Origin of the sequence: Comamonas testosteroni, from assembly GCF_030505195.1 — a bacterium.
GTDB lineage: Bacteria > Pseudomonadota > Gammaproteobacteria > Burkholderiales > Burkholderiaceae_C > Comamonas > Comamonas testosteroni_G.
In genome coordinates this window covers 4,742,392-4,761,398 of sequence record NZ_CP129672.1, presented here as the reverse complement: position 1 = coordinate 4,761,398, position 19,007 = coordinate 4,742,392, and the positions used below count along the sequence as shown (strand labels likewise).

Sequence of the window (19,007 nt, the reverse complement as noted above, 5' to 3'; positions counted from 1 at the left end):
TCACCATTGCAGCCACCGCAGGCCGCCTGGAATCAAGGTTTCGCCGACGATGACACGCTCGCCTTCGGCCACACCGTCGAGCACCTGCACCTGGTGGCGGCTTCTGACGCCCAGCTTCACACTTCGCAGCTCAGGCTGGCGTTCGGCCGTCAGCACCCGGACGCTCTGCGATTGCGGCTCCTTCTCAGACTGGAGCGCTGTCAATGGAAGCGTCAGGGCCTGCGGCGCGCTGCCGGTCACAAAGACCACCTGGGCCGTCATCTGCGGCAACAGTTCCGCATCCTTGTTGTCCACGTCAAACAACGCCGTATAGGTCACGGCCTTGGTGGCCGCAGCAGGTGTCGCAGCATTGCCTGCCACGGGGGCAACACTGGCCGGCGGCGCAGGCAGTACCTGCCTCACCCTGCCGTTCCAGCGGCGCGCCTGTTCCTGACCGGCACTGCCCAGAGTCGTGAAATACACGGGCATGTCCGCTCTCACGCGCCGCACGTCGGCTTCCGACACATCGGTCCAGACCGTCATGGCCGTCAGATCGGCAATGCGCAAGATATTGGGCGTCTGATAGGTCGCATTCAGGGTCTGGCCTTCACGGGCATCGACAGACACCACCGTGCCGGACATGGGGGCATAGATGCGGGTGTAGCCCAGCCGGGCTTCATCCGCCTTGAGGCTGGCCTGCGTTTGCTGCATCTGTGCCTTGAGATGGTCGATACGCGCCGCTGCACCGGCAACCTGGGCCTCGGCAATCTGCACGTCTTCCTGCCTAGTGGCTTCCTCGGCGGCCAGCTGCTGCTGTCGCTTCAACTGCTGACTGGCGAGCTTCAGCTGCGCCTGCTGCTCGGCGATCTGGGCACGCAGGCTCGCCAGCGATGCTCTTCCCGCATCCACGGTGGCACGCTGCACGCTGGGGTCAATCTCCACCAGCAATGCGCCCTTCTCGACCCTGGCCCCGGCACTGACCAGCAAACGGGTGATCTGCCCCGAAACCTGTGCCCCTACATCCACATAGGTTCTGGGTTGCAGGGTGCCGATGGCGGTGACCGTGGACTCCACATCGCCGCGCTGCACCGCAACACTCTGATACTCTATCCTTGGTCGACTGGCCCACCACAGAGCAGTACCTGCAGCACAGACCAGAAGCAGGCCGAGGCCACTCCAGCGTTTGACTTTCCCCACCGTCATGAACGTCGCACTTTCCAGAAAACAATTCGCAGCCGCTGCTCAAACGCATGCTCAGGGCATGGGTTGGAGCGATTGAAGATCCAAAGCCACACAGGCGTCGAGGCGGCCGTCACCAGAGGCAACTGACTGCGCCCAGCAGCGCCATCACGGCAGCAGCTACCGCAAAACGCCGAGCCGACCAGGACAGCCCTGCGACTGTCGCGAGCGCTCCCAGACTCCAAAAACCCGGCACCAGCGCAGTACTAACCGTTGCGCTCCAACTGCGAATGGCCGGTAGCCAGACTGCCAATAAAAGTAGACCGCCCAGCACACGTAGCGCCATGCGATGTGCAGCAGGCACCTCGTCCCGAGGCTTCAGTTGCGCGTAATGACGGTCCATGGCAAGGGCCAAAGCCGTCATTCCACCCATTGAAAGAGCAAGAGCCTGCAAAGATGATTGCCACAGCGTCATGAGAGGCTCCCTTGCTTGACGGCGTTTGCGTCCACCACCGCAGACAAGTCTTTCGACACTTCACGAGGCATCTGTTTTCGCACAGGCTTTGGCCTTCGCATCCAGAACAAGGCTGCGACAGCCGCCACCCCGACAGCAATGGAAAAAAGCTCGACTCCCGCGCTTTCCCAATCCCCCTCCAGAAGGTATGCAGCAAGGTGATCTCCAGTGCTCAGGAAGTTCAGCACAGGCAGCAAAAGACACAGAACAGCCAGCGCCGTCATCTGATCACGCCATGCCATTGGCGGCGATCTCAATAGCGCATGCAGAAGAGCCAGAATCCAGAGTGCGAAAAATGCCGCCAGCTCCCATCTGGAGCGTTGTGAAAGCTCGATGGGGAGCAAACGATTGGCCCACAGGAAGCCCACACAGGCGATGCCCAGTCCCACGATGGCCGCCACATTCACGGCTTCAATCATCCGGTAGACCGTGGAGGTGCTGGAGCCAAACTCTCCCTGATGCTTGCCCCGCCGTTTGACCATGAAGAGAATAGCCCCCGTGGCCATCATGGCGCTTCCTGCTAGCCCGCAAATGAAGTACAGCCACTTAAGCGGCAGCCCGCCATAAGTTGCCATATGCAGCCCGCCGATCACCGATTGCGTAAGTGATGCCACACCGCCATCCACACCTCCAGGCAGACGCAACTGCTGCAGCTCTCCAGTGGCAGCCGAGAACATGGCCATGCCACTGGTAGAACTGAGACGCTGGTTCAGATCATCGGCGGCATTCCACCCATAAACGCCAACACGTGCCGCAGCATCTCCGGGGTAGTCAATCACCACCGCGCGCACCGGTTGCCCGATCGAGGCCTGACCGCGCAGCACGAAGGACTCCAGATCCGGCACGGGCATGGACTGACCCGAACGCTGTGGCTTGCCAGGTTCATTCAGCGCCACCTGAAAAGACTTGACGGCTTCGGCACTGCTGCCGAAGTAGGCTGCAATGCCTGCAGGCATGAAGGTCGAGCAAGAGATGGCAATGCCTGTGTAGGCGATCATGAACTGGAAAGGCAGCGTCAGCACCGCCACGGCGTTGTGCATGTCCAGCCAGCTTCTCTGCCCCTTGTGGGAACGAAAGGTGAAGAAGTCCTTGAAGATTCGTCTGTGGGTGATCACCCCGCTGACCAGGGCCACCAGCATGGCAAGCGCGGCGATTCCGACAATCCAGAGGCCCACCTGGCCCGCATGAAGCTGGTAATGGAAATCCACAAAATGATGACCACCCAAGGTCTCGCGCACCTTGGGTGCATCAGCAGCGTCCACGGCATTGCCAGACTCGGGATCGAGCCGCGCCGCAGCGTACTGCCCGTTGGCATCAAACCAGTAGACGCGTAAATCGCCTCCTCCTTGGGCATCTGCAGGCCAAAGCTCCCACATATCCGCACCTGGGTGCTGCCGCTTCATATACGCCAGGCCCCACTGCAGACGCCGACTCAGAGAAGACTCGGCTTCTTGCGCAGTGCCGACAGACCGCGCCTGGGCTTGCTCATGTGCATGATGCTCCGGGGTCATCCAATGGGTGATCGGCTCCTCGAATACGGCCAGAGTCCCAGTCAGGAAAACGGCATACAGCAGCCAGGAAAACCATAAGCCACACCAGGTATGCAACCAAGCCTGGGCTTGACGGAAACTTCCTTTTCCGGCACCAAACTCATTCTTTGACTGCGCCATCACAGCCCCCTCAAGTACAGCAAAGCAATGGTTGCCGCGAGCATTAGAAGTATCAGAATGCTCAGCACAAACCATATCCTTCGAGGTGAGGCCGGGGAGAATGCCCAAACCACAGCAGCGACATACCACAGCCAGCTGGACTGCATGCCTCCCACAATCGCTTCAACACGCGATTGACTCATGGCGCCACATAAAACGACCCAGGCGCTTGAGATGGCATAGCCTCCCAGCACCGCTGCAGCTACGCGCGCGCCCACTCCCCAGCCAGAATGCGATGCATCAGTTTGCGACATTGCTACGCCTCTTCAAAACCGGCCCTTGAGGGACAAAGTCACCGAGCGCTTTTCACCGTAGAAGTTGCCATAGCCCGCATAGCCGACCGTGCTGTAGTAAGTCTTGTCAAACAAGTTCCCCACATTCATCGCAAGGCTCCAATCCTTGTTGAAGGCATAGGCCACACGAGCCGACCAGACTGCGTAACCCGGGGAAGTGAAGTTGTACGGTGTCCAGGCTCCGTCATAACGGCCCGTTGCCGGGTTGTAAGCGCTGATCCCTGAAGCCCGGTAATTTGAGCTTTGCGCCACCACGCCACCACCAACGCTCCAGCCACGCATGGCACCACTCATGCGGTAGTCCGCCCAGGCCTTGAACAGATGGCGCGGCGTGACCGTGCTGAACTGGGCGCTGTCCTTGCGTCTGTCTTCGTTGCTGTTGTAGGTATAGCCCACCGCCAGCTGGAGATTGGGAGTGATTCGCCCCGTCATCTCCAGATCAATGCCCTGGCTCAGCTTGAAGCCGTCGCGGAAGTAGCAGCAACCGCCGCGCCAATCGGTCTGGGGATAAGCGGGGTCGTAAACGGCCTCGCCTTTTTTATCGGTACGAAACAAGGCCGCACTGGCAATCAGATCGGGGGTCAGCTCGCTTTTGACACCCAGCTCGTAGGTACGACCACGCACCGGATCCAGCGGCGTCCCCGGCAGTGGTGCCGAGAACTTTCCGGCCTGAGACTGATAGATCTCGGCGGTGCTGAAATACAGATTGGTCGACTTGGTCAGCTCATGCATCAGTCCCATATAGGGGACAAAGACATTCGATTCCCGACTCTTTGCCGTGAGCGCACCGTTCATGTCGTGCTGGGTATTGCGATCCTGCAGCACATAGCGTCCGCCCAAAACCACGGACCAGCGCTCAACGGGACGCAGGCGAATAGAGCCATAGAGGCCGCTCTTTTGCGTTTTTGTCTGCGAGCCGCTGGTCCAGTCACCCAGCGGATAACCGGGGTCCTCCGGTGGAATCCGGTTGAAGACGTCAGCCGGGCCCACCCTCGGCCACAGGCTCCGATTGTTATTGCTGTTACGGTGCTGATCAAAACCCAGGATCACATCGTGCCGTTGACCAAAGGCATCGAAGCCGCCCTGCAAGTTGACGTCGAAGCTGGTTTCACGTTCGCGTGACTTGGCTTGATGGATCCACCAGTCCGCCCCCTGCAGCGTGACGGGATCCGGCGAACTTTCGATCTCCGCGCCGTTCACACCTTCATTGAAGCGGGTGTGTCTGAGCTGGGTCTTGAGCAGCCAGTCGTTGCCTAGCTGCTGCTCGAGCTTGGCAAAGACCGTGGTGTTCTCGCGATTGATCCAGTTCCAGGGCGCGCCAAAGTTGGTATTGCGCGCAAAGCCGATATCGCTGCCGTCCGCATAGCGCGGCAGGCTGGCATTGAAGCCCGTATTTCTGTCCTTCTGATAGCTGGCACCCAGCGTGGCGACTGTGCTGGACGTCAGATCCAGCTCCAGCGCTCCATACAGCATCTGCCGCTTGAGCTTGGATGGTGCTGCCATTTCCTTGCGGTCATGGTTCACAGCCACGAAACGGCCACGCAGAGTTCCGCTTTCATTCAACGCGCCCGTCGTGTCGAGCTCGGCGCGATAGTTGCTCATGGTTCCGCCGGAAAGCATCACCTGGGTCTGACGTTTGGCCTGTGGCCTTTTGTAGGTGAAGTTCAGAACCCCACCCGCCTCACCTGCACCGAACAGGCCGTCGGCCCCGCGCAGCACACTGACGCTGTCGAACTGCGCCATGTCCAGACTGCGGCTGCCCGAGCGAGAGGAGCTGGCAGCACCGCCATCGAACCGGAAATTGGTGATGTTCATGCCGCGGGACATATAGGTCGTATCCAGCCAGGTCTCTTCGCGCGTGATCCCGGTGGTGTAATTCATCACATCATCGAGCGTGCGCATGGCCTGATCGTCCATACGCTGCCGGGTCACCACTGTCACAGACTGCGGAACCTCCTTCAAAGACTGAGCAGTCTTTCCTACCTCCACCCCATTGGCCACATAGGAATCGCTAGACTCCCCGTAAACATTGGGAATTGCTTTTTCCTGCACTGTCACTTCCGACAGCGTGGACTCGCCACCCTCTTGTGCATGGCTGAGCTGCGGCAGCAAGCTGGCAACACCTGCGGCCAAGGCCATCGCATGAAGACGAAAAGGCAAAGCCCCTCTTAAGGGGCACAACGAGCGTTCTAGCATGAGCGTTTCAAAGCAAACGAAGTGTTCTCTTCGAGCTGGAAGTTATCAACAGCCGAAGAACCAATGACGCTGTGGCTAGAACGGATACACCGTATATGGGCTACCAGCAAATATAAATGAGAATGATTCCTCACATCATTTCCGCGCATTGTAAATATTGCGTCAAAAAAATCAACTGATTTGTAAACTCGCTAAGTTCTAGCTCAGCGCTGCCTGCGCACCAACCAGATACGAGATGATGTGCAGCATGGATAGCCATGGACTCCGTGGGTTGCGCGCGTCATGCCAGGCACGGATGAGTGTTAGCGCCTTGTGCTAGAAAGTTGCGGCAGCTTCCGCTCCTGGATACCGACAGCTCAGCTCGACGCCTTGGCCAGTTGCTGCAGCTCAAGTTGCCTGGCAGCGCTGGCTTCGAGGCTTGCACGCTCTGCATCCAGATAGCGATGAATGCTTTGGAGGTCGGCGATTTTCTGTCTGATCTCCGCCATCTTCTTTTCAATGAGCTTGGCGCCGTCAGCACAATCGATCGTCTTGTTCCGCTGCGCATCCAGAATCTGACCTATTTCCCCCAGCGAAAAACCCATGCTTTGTGCGCGCTGGATAAAGGTCAGCTCCTGCAGAGTTTGCGCAGTGTAGACGCGATAGTTGTTAGATCGCCGCGTCGGCGAGATCAGGCCGATTTGCTCGTAGTAACGCAAGGTATGGCGGCTGGCGCCGCTGCGGGTCTCAAGTTCGCCGATTCTCATGAAAATACCGCTTGACTATAGAGTTAGGTCGACACTCTACATTTGATCTCTCACCCAACCAAGGAGCAGGAGAATGAGCGTGGAGTGCTTTGTCACGGGAGGGACCGGCTTTATCGGTCAACATTTGCTGGCGAACCTGAGTGCCAAAGGTCACCCCGTTCAGGTGTTGATGCGCCGCCCAGAGCGACTAGCTGCACTGCGAGAGCAAGTCGACAACCTGGGAGGGATTGGCACCCGGATATTTGCCGTTGCGGGCGACCTGGAGCAGGACAACCTCGGGCTGAGCCCTTCCGACCAGGCAGAGCTAAGGCAGTCCAGAGTCGTATTCCACCTGGGTGCCCACTTCGCTTGGGGGCTTTCATTGGAGCATTCTCGTGCGGTCAATGTAGAAGGGGCAAAGCGCGTGGCGCTGTTGGCGGCTGGGCAAAAGAGCCGCTTGGTGATGATCGGCGGCTACATGCTGAAAAATCATGAACACCTGCTGCGCATCGGAATTGATCCTCGCCATCCGGAGCTGACGAATTGGCCTGCCGTCTACCGGCGCGTCGGTGCCTACGAGGCGAGCAAGCTGGAGGCGCACTTTGCGACTCTGGATCTCATGTCCGCCAAGGGCGGGGAAGTGACCGTTGTCCACCCCGCGACGGTCTGTGGCCACAGCCGCACGGGGCATATCCTTGACGGTCAGCCGCTGGTGGCGCTGATCCGCAATCTTGCGCAGGGAAAGCTGGCTGCAGTGCCCGGTACCGCCGAGCATTGGCTGCCACTGGTCACCGTGGATTACCTGGTTGAGTTGGTGGCAGCTTGTGCTTTCGACCCTGCCATGGCGGGCAAGGAACTACTGGCGCTTGATGACCAAAGTCCCAACTTGCGGGAGCTCCTCGGACAGGTGGCACGCCCCATGGGCCTGAAGCCTCCCAGGCATCACATTTCACTGCGATTGCTGAAATTGCTCCTGAGTATTGCGCCCGTCGCTCGGTTCATGAATACAAACGCTGAAGCCTTGGACTTTATTCAGACCACTCGCTTTGATACGGCGGCAGTCGAGCAATTTGCCAATAGGCATGGCATAGCCAAACCGGATATCCGCCAGTCTTTGCAGCACACTGCAATGTTCCTCAACTCATATTGGGCAGCCGGGCGCAGGGCTGCCTGACTGATTGCTTGGGACACGAAACAACATCAAGATCCAAGGTGGTCGTACGAGGCAGGACAGCGCGGTCTCGGGCATGCCGCAGATATGCGCTAGCAAATGTCTGCCAGTGTCTGCTGCACCGTTTCGACACACGCGAGAGCAGTCATCCAGATGCCGTCGGACATGGCAACCAATCGCATGGCCGCTCTGGGATGGAATCGGTATTCAAGGCCGGCCGACAAGACGGCTACCGGCAAGAGAGGTCATCGCCGCGGCAAACTGGACGCACACTCACGACAAGGTGGATGCGCATTCACGACAGCGGCCATACAGCGTAATTTCATGGCTATCGACCAGAAAACCAGGTGGCGCCAAGCCCGCCAGGTCGCCGGGACAAGCATGTACATCGAAAACCCGCTGACAGACGGTGCACTGGAAATGGTGGTGGTGACCGTGGTGAGCTACCTCATACATGGGCGTGCGCTCAGGCAAATGGACCTCATGAAGAAAACCCTCTTCAGCCATCGCTTTGAGAGCCCGGTACACGGTCGCAATCCCCAGCCCAGGTAGCGTTGCCTGCGCCAGCTCCAGCACCTCCTGTGGCGCAAGCGGCCTGCCGGCCTTCGTCATGGCCTGCTCAATAGCCGCGCGCTGCTTCGTGGATCGTTGCTTGGAGGGGGTCATTGTGGCGAGGCTATGTCATGGAAGCGGGGGGAGGCAATATTGTGCCCTGGCTCGCCCCTTGACCGGCCCCTATAGGTACTTGAGCCAAGTGATGTCGCGTCGACGCTGCTTGAGTGCAGCAAACCAGCGAACGGCGGGATACAAGGCCACGGCCAGCAGCGCCGAGATCGCCCATAGCCAAAGAAAACTGCTCAGCCCGAACAGTTGTCCCTGGTTGGCCCCCCAGACCGCCATTGCGCCCAGGTACATGAACTTGAGCACATACAGATGCAACACATAAAAGAACATGGGCGCGGCGCCCAGCGTGGCCAGAAGCTGCAGCCAGCGGCGGCCTGTGGCTTTCTCGAACGCTCTGAGCAGCAGCAATCCGATGCCAAGCGTCAATAGCAGGAACAACAGTGAAGGCGGATACTTGGTGACGTTGAACCAGGACATGACCGTCCGCAGCGCATCCGCACCGGCCAGCCAAGGTGCATCGCCATACACGTTCAGCGTGCGCAGCAGAGCAAAGCCCAGCAGGCAGCTCACGCCAGCAACGAGCAGATGGTGCCTGCGCTGCGTCGCGTCACAGGTTTTGCCAAACCACGGTCCAATGCCGTAGCCCAGGGCGATCACACCAATCCAGGGCAGCACAGGATAGGACGTGCGCAGTTGCAAGCCCGCCTGCTCCAGCCAACCACGGTCATGCAAGATTGCCCAGGGGATGTGCATCACGTGATCCGGCGGGAAATGCAGGCTATCGAACAGGTTGTGCCCCGCTACCAGCACCAGGCCCAACAGCAGCAAAGCCTTGCGTGGCAGCCACACCAGCACCGACAGTGCCAGCATGGAAAGACCAATGGCCCAGATCACTTGCAGGAAGATCTTGGCGGGGGGAAATTGAAAAGTCCAGGCGAAGTTGACTACCGTCACTTCCAGCAGCACCAAGAACAGGCCGCGCCGCCACAAGAAGCCTGACGCTGCACTCGCCTGACCCGCCTCGGCATGACGGCTGGCATACAGATATGCCCCCAAGCCTGTCAGAAACACAAACACTGGCGCACACAGATGGGCCAGCATGCGCGCAAAGAAAAGGCCGGGCGGAGTGTCTGCCACCACCATCGGGTCCGGTACTTGCAGATGCAGGTAAAAGGTTTCACGGACATGGTCAAGCAGCATGAACAGCATGACAAGACCACGCAGCGCATCGATCGATTGCAGACGGCCAGCACTCGCTGGCGAAGACGGAGAAGGTGACAAGCTGTTTGCTCTATTGATATTGAATTATCACTATCATATCAACTCTATGCTTACCCGCACGTGGTTCCAGCTCTTGTCTTCAAGCAAGCAAACCATGTGTCCAAGAACGCAGGAGCACATGCACGCTGTCTTCCCTGAAAAATCTACCGTGACCTCCCGCCCCACCCTCTGCTGCCCTGCAATCGTCGCTGCCCTCCTCCTGGCCGGTGGCAAAGCCTTCGCTATTGGACAGGAAGAGGCCAAAGGCTTTGCCGAGGGCAGTTCTCTCATCATGCAAAACCGCATGCTTTCAGAGCAACTCGACTATCAAAATGGCAGCAGCTTTCGCGCCGCAAGCGGGCAAAGAGGCCAAACCCTTGCTCGCGAATCGGCCTACGGGCTCATGCTCAATTACGAATCAGGCTACACACGGGGCCTTGTTGGAGTGGGGCTTGATGCGCATGCCTATGGTGCCCTCAATCTAGGCACCGAAGCGAACCATGCCCGCGCAACACCTCGCTACGTGGCCAGAGATGGACAAGAGATTGCCGATCGTTTTGGGCGCTCCGGCGCTGCGCTGAAAATTCGAATCTCAGCCACCGAACTGAAGGTGGGCGAGATGCGGACCAGGTCCCCGCTCTTCAGTTCGTCCGATACTCGATTGCTGCCTGAAAGCAATCGAGGCTGGCAAGTCATCAGCACAGACATCCCTGCGCTCACACTGCAAGCCGGACGCTTTACCGGCTGGGCTGACCGCAACGCCCGCAAGAACGGCGCCGATCTGCAGGCCAACTACTCGGGCGTGACCGGCAGCTCCTTCAGCTTTATAGGCGGTACATGGGTCACGCCCATCACCAACCTGACGCTCAGCAGCTACTACGGGCAATACGCGGACAACTGGAACACCGCGTATTTGGGAAGCTTCTACAAGCTTGCTCTGCCAGATAAGCGTTCACTGTCGTTCAATCTGAATATCTATCGCAGCACCGACACCGGCAGGGCAAAGTCCGGCGTCATCGACACCACCACCTCGAGCTTGATGAGCAGCTACGCCATAGGTGCTCACAAATTCGGTCTCGGCTACCAGAAGGTCAGCGGGAACAACCCGTTTGACTATGTGAATCGCGGCTCCATCTGGCTGGAAAACGCGATGCAGCTGTCCGACTTCAACGGTCCGCGCGAAGCCTCGTGGCAGCTCAGGTACGACGTGGACCTAAGCTCCATTGCAACCCCTGGATTGAGCGCGAGCGTGGCCTACACCAGAGGCTCCGGTATCGACAACAGCCGTCTCAACGCGGTGTATGCCAGCTACCTCGGCTATTCGGCAGCCAACGGCAAACACTGGGAGCGAGACATTCAGGTTCGATACACGGTGCAACATGGGGCGGCAAAGAACCTGAGCTTGCAGCTGCGCTACGGAGTGCATCGAACGAATAAAACGCAAGGTGAAGCCAATATGAATCAACTTCGACTGCAAGCGGAGCTTCCGTTCAAGATCCTGTAAACCTGAACGAACTGCCTGATGGGCTGCAATCAGTGATTCATCGCGGCCCCGTCTTCTTCCGATACCGGGCATGACGCGGCCGATGGGGAAAGTTCAAGGCCGGCCGCTTTCGAGGGCACGGGTGAAATGGAGGTCTCGGCCACAGGCCGTCGCCGAAGGCATGCGAAACGGACGCTCAGCGCAGGTGTCGAATATCGGATGGCGGTGAGGAGGGACATGCAACCGAAGGGGCCGCGAGCGATCTTCATCCGAAATGAGAGAAGATGATCCACCCACGCTTGGGAATGACGATCAGGCCAGACTCATGCCCCGTTGCATAAAAGGAGCCGGGCTCTCTCAACGCCTCATTGATACCGCGCTCCATTTCGGAGGGAATATCCGAGCACCCCTCGTTCATACCGGTCAGCCAGCCGTTTCGAACCATTTCGTCCTTCGGCTCGATGTAGGGAGTTTCCTTCCAGTCACTGTATTCGCGGGCTTTATGCCGCCTGGCCTGCTTGGCGTCTCTTAAAGCATCAAGCCCATTCGTGCGAATGCGCTCCAGCGATGGCCCATCCATTTTGTAGATAGCTGCTCCGCAACCTTCTCTCAATCCGCCACTGTCTTCGATAAACAGTAATTCTTCAACCTCAATCGCCTGAGGCAGGTAGCCTTCGTACCAGTAGCTGTTGAGGCCTGCACAGCCTCGGGCTGCAAGGAAGAGCGCAGCCACAATGGAAAGTGCCATCAAACTGAGCTTCATTGCGCCTCTCATATCGCCCTAGGGTAACCCTTCAGTCAAGCCGACCCGCATTCTGCAGTTGGCTTAGCCGCCCACCATGCCGTTGACGAACAGGCCATGAGCGCTCCGGCCCGAAGCATGGCCACGGAATCCGACAGCTGAGAGTAGAGCACCGCCATGATGACCGAGCCCGGCGGGAAAATCAGGAAGCTTGCGGCCTATGCGGTGCACATCGAAGACTTGCTCAGGCTCAAGCCCAGTCATCTGTGCGCATTTACCTGTGCGCATTTACCTGTGCGCATTTATCTGTGCGCATTTCGTGAATCGGTGGTGTCAGCCACTCCAAGGAGGGTCTGCAAACCCCAGTTTTCATGCACCAATCCATCACAACCTATTGATTGGATTGGGTTGAGTGTCCAGAAAACGAGGTTTTGCAGAGGCTCCCTCATGCTTATTTCACCAGTTCACGCCAGCTAATGCGTCTACCCAGCGGCTTGGGCGCAGCATAGGGAATGTCAATGTCCAAAGGCTTGTCCCCGACGCCCGTCGTCGATATGTGATCGGTTGCCTTGCCATCGCCGGTGATAGTGGAGGCATGTCCCGAGATCGTTGAGCCATCCACAATGGTCGATACATCGCCCTTGCCATCGGGCCCTTGAATCACGGCCTGACCAGTGTTGAAGTTCAGGTAATTGATCCAGCCATAGCCGCCTGCCAGGCATACATCGGGTGAAGGCACGTTGCTGGCGATGACCAGGGTTGAGTTGGCCAACCGCATGTCGATATTCACGCGCTCACCTGAGTCAGGCAAATCTACGTACCAACCCTTGGCCTCATCCTTGCAGTCCGTCGAACTGCCCAGACACTCTATCGTGCGCGTGCGCTGGCCGCCCGCTCCGGTACTGGACTCCAGCAGCATCTGATTGAGCCGGCTGCGCAGCGACTCCCCCGACATGCCATCCATGTTGTCATCAAAGCCATAGACGCTTTGCGTACTCTTGTCTGCAAGATCGGATGAACCATACAGCCTGCCGGTTCCCACCAGGATGCGCGGCCTCTCGGACGCCGCAGAAGTGGGCACCAGTTCCATACGCGTGGTGATGGGCTGAGGCTTGCTGCCTTCGTCCACCAGTTGAACGACCTTCTTCGCGCTCTTGGCTGAGCCGTCCTTATTGAACTCGAAGCGCCAGACATTGCCCTCCAGATCGCCGCCATACAGCAGCTGCGTAGTGTTGTCGATGGCCGGGTTGCGTACGAAGTTGTTGATCTCCCTCAGGCCGCTGCCTGCTGTGGCAATCGTGTGGATGATGCTGCCGTCGTTGGCATCAAGCACATAGAGATACCCCTTGTTATCCGTATTGTTGTAGCCCGAGGTCAGGAACACGGCCCAGCGCCCGTCAGGCAACTTGGACACCAGTGGCCGCCCAAAGCTATGGCCCATGGTGGAGATGCTCGTGCTGTTGACTTCCCATAGCGGCTTGGGGTCCTGCGGGTCGGTGATATCCAGCGCATAGTAGCCCTTGCCGCCCTTGTTGAATCCGCCCACCAGGATGGTTTTCCAGGTGCCGCCGGCCTGGATGTCGGCCGTCACAGGAGAGCCGTCCACGAAGTAGCGGTGACCGCCTTCATAGCTGACGCTGGCCAGTCTGGGCAGCTCTGGCATCACGGTCGTCGGCACAAAGGCCCAGGCCTCGCGTGCAGCCGTCTGCACCTGCTTGCGGCCTTCGGTGGCAGAAGCACGCGGGTCTACCTCCGCATAGAAGGCATGCAGCATGCCATCGTTGCCCCCCACATACACCATCGGCGTGCGGCCACGCTGGGCCAGTCGAAAGGCGCTATGACCTGCATCCCGGTACTTGTGCGGTGGCGCTCCCACATACAGCGGCTGGGAGCCGATGATGTCGCCCAGCCTGCTCTCGCGCGTACGGTACAGCCTGCCATTCTGGTCCTGGGTGAAGCCCTCCTTGCTCTGGTCGCCGCGAATGAAGTCCACCAGATTCTGGCCCAGGGCGGCCTGCTTTTGCGCGGTCGACATCTGGTCGTACTGTGCCAGACGGCTTGAGGCATGGGTGCCGCTAAAGTTGCTTTGCAGGCTGCTGCCCAGCCCGCTCCATGTGAATGGCTTTCGCGTCCTGTTGCCGTCCATGAAGTAAATCCTGCGTGGGTCGCTGGCCTGATCACGGGCATCGAGCCTGGCCCGTGCCGACCAACCCTCAATCTGTGTGCGCTGGCCCGATTGCGGATCGATCTTGTAGGCCAGCAGGTCGCCAGACCATCGGCCGGTCTTGTAAGTGGCGCCGTAGGCGTATTGGCTGTCGGCACTTACCAGCGCGGAGGACACCGCCACGCCAGCCCCCGAACCCATGGCGGCGCGAATGTCTGTGAACACCTCGCTCAGGCCGGCCTCGATGGCCTTGGGATCATTGGCGCTGAAGTACAGGCCCCGGCCATTCACGGCGGTATGCCAGAAATCATCGATGGATTGCCGTTGCTCGTAGTTCGTCGTGCCCTCAGTGGGCCAGACCGGCCAGGTCTTCTTGCCCGTGCGCAGGTCGGCGAAATCGCCCGCACCATTCTTGTAGTTCTTGTCGTACTTGAGCGTCCCCGAAACGCCCATGCCAATCACATAGGTGCTCATGTGCTGCCATGTCGCCTTGTCATCCTCCGCTGCGTTACCTGCGGGCTTTACCACATTGTCGCTGTCAGGGCGAAGGTCGGTCGCATAGTAGTACTGGGCCACGTCGGCCAGCGAGTTGGTGCTTCCTCCTGTGGCGGTTTGCGCACCCAATTCTTCGCAGGGCAGCTTGCCACAGGCCGTGTGGGTCGCGGGAAGCTGTGTCCATGGCTGCGTTCCTGGCTGCGGCCGCCCTCCCGGGGGGACTTTGAGTTCAGGCGGAAGCGGCCATTGTGCATTCCATTCCTCACGTGAATAGCATCTTGCAGGGGACTCCAAGTAACCGCTGAAGCCAATTTTCCTACCCTTCGACGTTTCCGTCTCGATCGTGCCGGTCATCGTCTCGATCGTCGTCTTCTTGTCGGACCAATAGTCGCCGTTGTAGGTCCACTTCCTGCCGTCCCACAATTCCACGCAGGTCGGCGCAGTGCAATTGGCGGGTTTATCGGCCACGATCTCGCTTGTGGGCTGGCCCACGCCTGAGCAGTCCGTCACCTTTTTCGTGCTCGCGTTGTAGCCTGGGATACAGGCTTCACCCTGGAGCACTGTGACGGTGTGGGGGCCGTCCTTGATGCACTGGATTTCGACACCATTGGCAGCCGTGCCCTTGCTGGCCTCGCAAGCCGCAAAGTCCGCTTCGGACTGCAAGTAGGTCAGTCCGCCCGCCCCTTCGTCGACCTTGAGACAACTGCTGCTCATCCAGCCATTGGCTTGCGTTGGCTTCCCGCCCCCATCCAGCGAGGATTCGCAGGTGCCGTAGGCCATGTCCGTGGCTTTGGAATCGTTACGACAGCTGGAAATTGTCTTGAAGCCGTCTAGCCATCCCTGCTGCGAGCAGGAAGGCACGCGTGAATGGTATTCGTCGACACGGGTGCATGTGGTCTGCGCCCAATCATTGATCGCCGAAGCGGCGTTGGGAGTGCAGTAATTTATTGGAACGTCAGTCGGATCGAGGCCATCAACAGTGCACCTGCTGTAGATACAGCCATTTTCTGGCGTGGCGGCCTGTGGTGTGCAAGTGCCTGGAGCCCTGGGACCGCTCTCCGGCAGCGCAATGCCCTCCTTGCCTGGCGCTGGCTTGCACGATGGCGGGTCTGTGACATCGCCATCGCCTCTGTTTGCGCACTCGCGGCCGACCCAGCCATTGCTCGCCGAGGGAGCCTCAGCCGAACAGGTCTCCGCAGGCCACCAGCTACTGCTTTGTTTCTCACAGGTCTTCTCCCCATCAGAACTGTTCCAGCAGGCGGAGGAGCCTTGCTGAACCGGACCGCTCCAAGTGCTCGGCAAGGGCGTGCATTCATAGAAGTATCCATTCTTCTGGATGCCGGGGGTGCAACTCTTCGGACCAGTATAAAAGTCGTACCCAGGGTCAGGGTCCCCACGGCTCCCGCACTGGGTATTCATGCGCCCCGATGCATCGTCCATGGGCCCCGCGGTACATTCTGCAGTCCACTCATAGTCAGATTTTTTTTTGCATTCCGAATACAGGTTGTTGTTGGATGCATCCAGCACGGGGGTCGTCGTGATCTGGCAGCTATTGTCCGTGTGCGATCCGAAATCCTCTTTTATGCAACGGGTCGTCTTGAATCCATTGTCCTTAGTGGGCGGAACCGATTTGCATTCGTCGGCTGTGACGAATTTCTCTTCCCAGTGCCGACTGTCGCAATTGGAGAACTGCACCATGGAAAGCGGACTGCCGCCATGGCCTTGCGATGCAGCAATGATTTTGTCCCGCAGGTCCGGGTGAAGGGTCCCGCAAGCGGCAACAGGCCCGGAATAAGGTGCGACCGAGGTAGTACCTTCACATTGGATGAGCCCCAGTCCCGCCACATACTGGCCATTTCTGTCACAAAAATCCTTTGCGCTGACGGATACCTTCTGGGTCTCGCACTCGACCTTGAAGAATCCATCCATACCGGCAGAGCAGGACTGCACCACGCTCCACTGGTCGCTGCCCTCTACCCTGCAGCCGCCTGGAAATGGATCGCATACCGCCTTGTCCGTGGTCTTGAGGTCCCGTTCGCCCACGGCAGGGTTTTTGTACCAGTAAAAATAGCGCTTTTGCCGGGTCTGTATGGCCAGGGCCGAAGCCCAGGGCGTCTGTGTTTCCGTACTCCAGGTGCTTGTCGACTTCCAGCGGTATTGCGTCTTGGTGACATAGTCCCAGGTAATCCTTTGCCTGTAGCCCTTGACGTTGACCTGGTCTGTCCTTTGCGAATACCAGTAGGAGCGGACGCGCTTGGGCCATTCCAGTTGCTCCTCTATGTCGCTGATTTTTCCGAAGTACTCTCGCAGCGTCCTCGTGCTTTTCTTCATCCAGCTAAGAGTGGCAGTGCTCCACGCTTGCTTGAGAACGTCTTTCTTGACGATCTTTTTGTAGGTGGTCTCGGTTTTGGTGCCCCCGCCTGGCGTCGTCAGCTGCCACTGACTGCACCACTCCGCACCATAGCGGACCTCGGCATCGTGTACGTCTTTGGTGCCGCTGACCGAGCCATCGAAAATAGGCCGCGGGCGCAGCCCATCGGCATCGGTCAGCGATTCTGGCGGGCCGTCCTGCTGGCCGACCAGGGTTTTGCCATCAATCTTCACAGGCCCTGCGCTCTCTTGCCCGACGTTCCAGTACCCGTCAGTGGTCACAATGGCGTAATGGCGCTGACAGGCCGACACCACAGGGTCGACGAAGGGCGTCATGCTGGCATTGATGCTGTCGCTTTGGCCTGCATAGTAGCGACCGACGCGAGCCAGCGCCTCACGGGCTGGCGAGGTGCCGCCGGTCTTGACCGTCTGTATGGCCTCAAGCCACTGCTGCTTGCCATCTGTGTTGAAGTCAGCGACCGGTAGAAACTTGCTGTGGGGCCCGGCACCGGGATTGGCCACGGTCAGAAAGCCGATGCGAAAATTGTCGTTCAGTGTGGAAAAAGCCAGGCTGACCGACGACTTGGCCATATTGATGCGCGTGCGGTAATAGCTATACCAGTTGGCGAAATTTTGCTTCTTGTCGGCTGGTATGGCTCGGCGTGTCCAGTATCCGTCTGGGCCGCCGCCATAGATGTTGGGGCTCTGCTCGTTGACGCGCAGTGTGCCGTCGTCCACGCGCACTGGTTTCCAGTCCAAATACGGCGTGATCTTGTTGCAAACACCGAGATTTTCGGACGGCCCCTCAAAATGAGGCATCTGCACGAATGCAGCGGAGTATTTACGCCATTCAAAGAAATAGGCTGGCTGGGCGGGATCTTCATAAAACGCCCTGCGGCGGGTGTCGTTGTCGTAGGCCTGAAAGTTCTTGGACAGGTCCACCGTGCCCAGAGACTGGTCGTAGCCATCCTTCCAGGCGTTCTCAAACGCAGGCGCGTCCATATCCCGGCCATCAGGCCTCTTGGGCAGCGCATAAGTGGTTTGCGGGTTGTAGTACAGCGTATTGCACAGCGCGCTTTTGTAGCCGACGGGAAAGTAGGTGGTGGCGTCCTGTTCCCAGTCGTCGGGCATGTGGGTCCACTTCATGGAGTCAGAGGTGTCCAGAAGCAGCATCACGTTCGGCTTGTTCTGATCGGCCATGACGCCCAGCGGCGTGTCCGATATCTGCACGGCATCCTGGGCCGGAGCGTTGGCCACGGCCATGCGGCCAGCGAAGACCAGCAGGCCCAAACTGATGACCCCTGCCAGCGATGCCGTGATGAATGGCCGCAGCCTATATGTCAGTTTCTGGTGCATCTCGAACCTCCCTTTTCCAACCTCGGGCAATCCGAGTGCCCGTCTGTCTGTCTATCTGCCTGTCTATCTGCCTGTCTGTTGGTCTGCATGCATGCCGACCTTGTCCGCGGCTTCCGTTTTCCCGCCAGCCATGCCCACCCACGCGGTCAATACACGGTCATCTGCACCAGGCTCAGGGTGCTGCGCGGGCCCGTGGCTCGTGCCGTGATGCGGTACATGGGGCGGGCGTTGCAAGAGGAAACACTGCCTGCCGTCTCTGAGGAGCCTGGGCACTCCAGCTCCTGCGGCAGCACGCAGCTTTGGCCAGCGGCATCCCAGCGGCCGGCATCCCTGCACAGCCGGTGAATGAGAAATTCCACCTTGTTGCCCAGGCCATCGTCTTCGGTGACCAGATTGGCCTGGCTCCAGTCCAGCGGCGCCCTGGGGTCATGGCTGGCGAAGTAGCCACCGTCAGCGTCGGCCTCCAGCGTCGCACCGCCAGCGGAATACAGCGCATCGAGCTGGGCCATGCCTCTCTCCAGCCCCAAGTCGGCACCCGATGTGGCCCCTTGCTTGAGTGCAAGGCTGCCTGCCATGCCGGCGCCCTGAGTGGAGGTGCGCACCAAGGCCAGGCCGGTGAGCGTCATCACCAGCAGCACGACCAGTGCGACCAGTGCGACCAGTGCGACCAGTGCGACCAGAAGGATGACGCCGCGTTGCGGGGCCTGCCTGCGGGGCCTGGGGCGATGTGTGAGTGAATGCACGGCT

The 19,007-nt window shown here is 59.1% G+C and carries 12 protein-coding genes; 2 read left to right on the top strand and 10 right to left on the bottom strand.

Translation table 11 applies throughout. From position 1 onward, the window contains the following. The 5 genes from QYQ99_RS21900 to QYQ99_RS21880 all read right to left on the bottom strand — a co-directional run bounded on the left by QYQ99_RS21900 (position 1) and on the right by QYQ99_RS21880 (position 6,616). Entirely contained in the window at positions 1–1,182 is a 1,182-nt protein-coding gene (locus QYQ99_RS21900; protein ID WP_302089995.1) for an efflux RND transporter periplasmic adaptor subunit, read from the bottom strand. Between the two features lie 109 nt (positions 1,183–1,291). After that, a complete protein-coding gene (locus QYQ99_RS21895; protein WP_302089994.1) occupies positions 1,292–1,633 on the bottom strand; it encodes a DUF3325 domain-containing protein in 342 nt (113 codons plus the stop codon). Continuing rightward, the gene (locus QYQ99_RS21890; protein ID WP_302093243.1) at positions 1,630–3,342 is read right to left on the bottom strand and encodes a PepSY-associated TM helix domain-containing protein; all 1,713 of its coding nucleotides are present in this window, start codon (positions 3,340–3,342) and stop codon (positions 1,630–1,632) included. Before QYQ99_RS21890 ends, QYQ99_RS21895 begins: the two co-directional genes overlap by 4 nt. Positions 3,343–3,647: 305 nt before the next feature. Beyond that, the gene (locus QYQ99_RS21885; protein ID WP_302089993.1) at positions 3,648–5,834 is read right to left on the bottom strand and encodes a TonB-dependent siderophore receptor; all 2,187 of its coding nucleotides are present in this window, start codon (positions 5,832–5,834) and stop codon (positions 3,648–3,650) included. A 392-nt stretch (positions 5,835–6,226) separates the two neighbouring features. After that, positions 6,227–6,616, bottom strand: coding sequence for a MerR family transcriptional regulator (locus QYQ99_RS21880; protein ID WP_302089992.1), 390 nt, complete (start codon positions 6,614–6,616; stop codon positions 6,227–6,229). 73 nt (positions 6,617–6,689) lie between these two features. On the opposite strand from QYQ99_RS21880, the gene QYQ99_RS21875 reads away from it, so the two are divergent. Then, the gene (locus QYQ99_RS21875) at positions 6,690–7,769 is read left to right on the top strand and encodes an SDR family oxidoreductase (RefSeq protein ID WP_302089991.1); all 1,080 of its coding nucleotides are present in this window, start codon (positions 6,690–6,692) and stop codon (positions 7,767–7,769) included. 270 nt (positions 7,770–8,039) lie between these two features. On the opposite strand, the gene QYQ99_RS21870 is transcribed toward QYQ99_RS21875, so the two are convergent. Both QYQ99_RS21870 and QYQ99_RS21865 read right to left on the bottom strand, forming a co-directional pair. Beyond that, complete coding sequence (locus tag QYQ99_RS21870; protein WP_003081454.1) at positions 8,040–8,432, bottom strand: Fur family transcriptional regulator; 393 nt, start codon at positions 8,430–8,432, stop codon at positions 8,040–8,042. A gap of 69 nt (positions 8,433–8,501) precedes the next feature. Further along, positions 8,502–9,599, bottom strand: coding sequence for a DUF1624 domain-containing protein (locus QYQ99_RS21865; RefSeq protein ID WP_302089990.1), 1,098 nt, complete (start codon positions 9,597–9,599; stop codon positions 8,502–8,504). On the opposite strand from QYQ99_RS21865, the gene QYQ99_RS21860 reads away from it, so the two are divergent. Further along, positions 9,589–11,154: an OprD family outer membrane porin gene (locus QYQ99_RS21860; protein WP_302089989.1), complete on the top strand. Its 1,566-nt coding sequence runs from the start codon at positions 9,589–9,591 to the stop codon at positions 11,152–11,154. The genes QYQ99_RS21865 and QYQ99_RS21860 overlap by 11 nt on opposite strands. Before the next feature lie 244 nt (positions 11,155–11,398). Here QYQ99_RS21860 and QYQ99_RS21855 read toward each other — a convergent pair whose 3' ends face one another. From QYQ99_RS21855 to QYQ99_RS21845, 3 genes are all read right to left on the bottom strand, one after another. Continuing rightward, the gene (locus tag QYQ99_RS21855; RefSeq protein WP_302089988.1) at positions 11,399–11,896 is read right to left on the bottom strand and encodes a hypothetical protein; all 498 of its coding nucleotides are present in this window, start codon (positions 11,894–11,896) and stop codon (positions 11,399–11,401) included. A gap of 430 nt (positions 11,897–12,326) precedes the next feature. After that, entirely contained in the window at positions 12,327–18,260 is a 5,934-nt protein-coding gene (locus QYQ99_RS21850) for a pilus assembly protein (RefSeq protein ID WP_302089987.1), read from the bottom strand. 146 nt (positions 18,261–18,406) lie between these two features. Next, a complete protein-coding gene (locus QYQ99_RS21845; protein WP_302089986.1) occupies positions 18,407–19,003 on the bottom strand; it encodes a pilus assembly PilX family protein in 597 nt (198 codons plus the stop codon). Positions 19,004–19,007 lie beyond the last annotated feature (4 nt).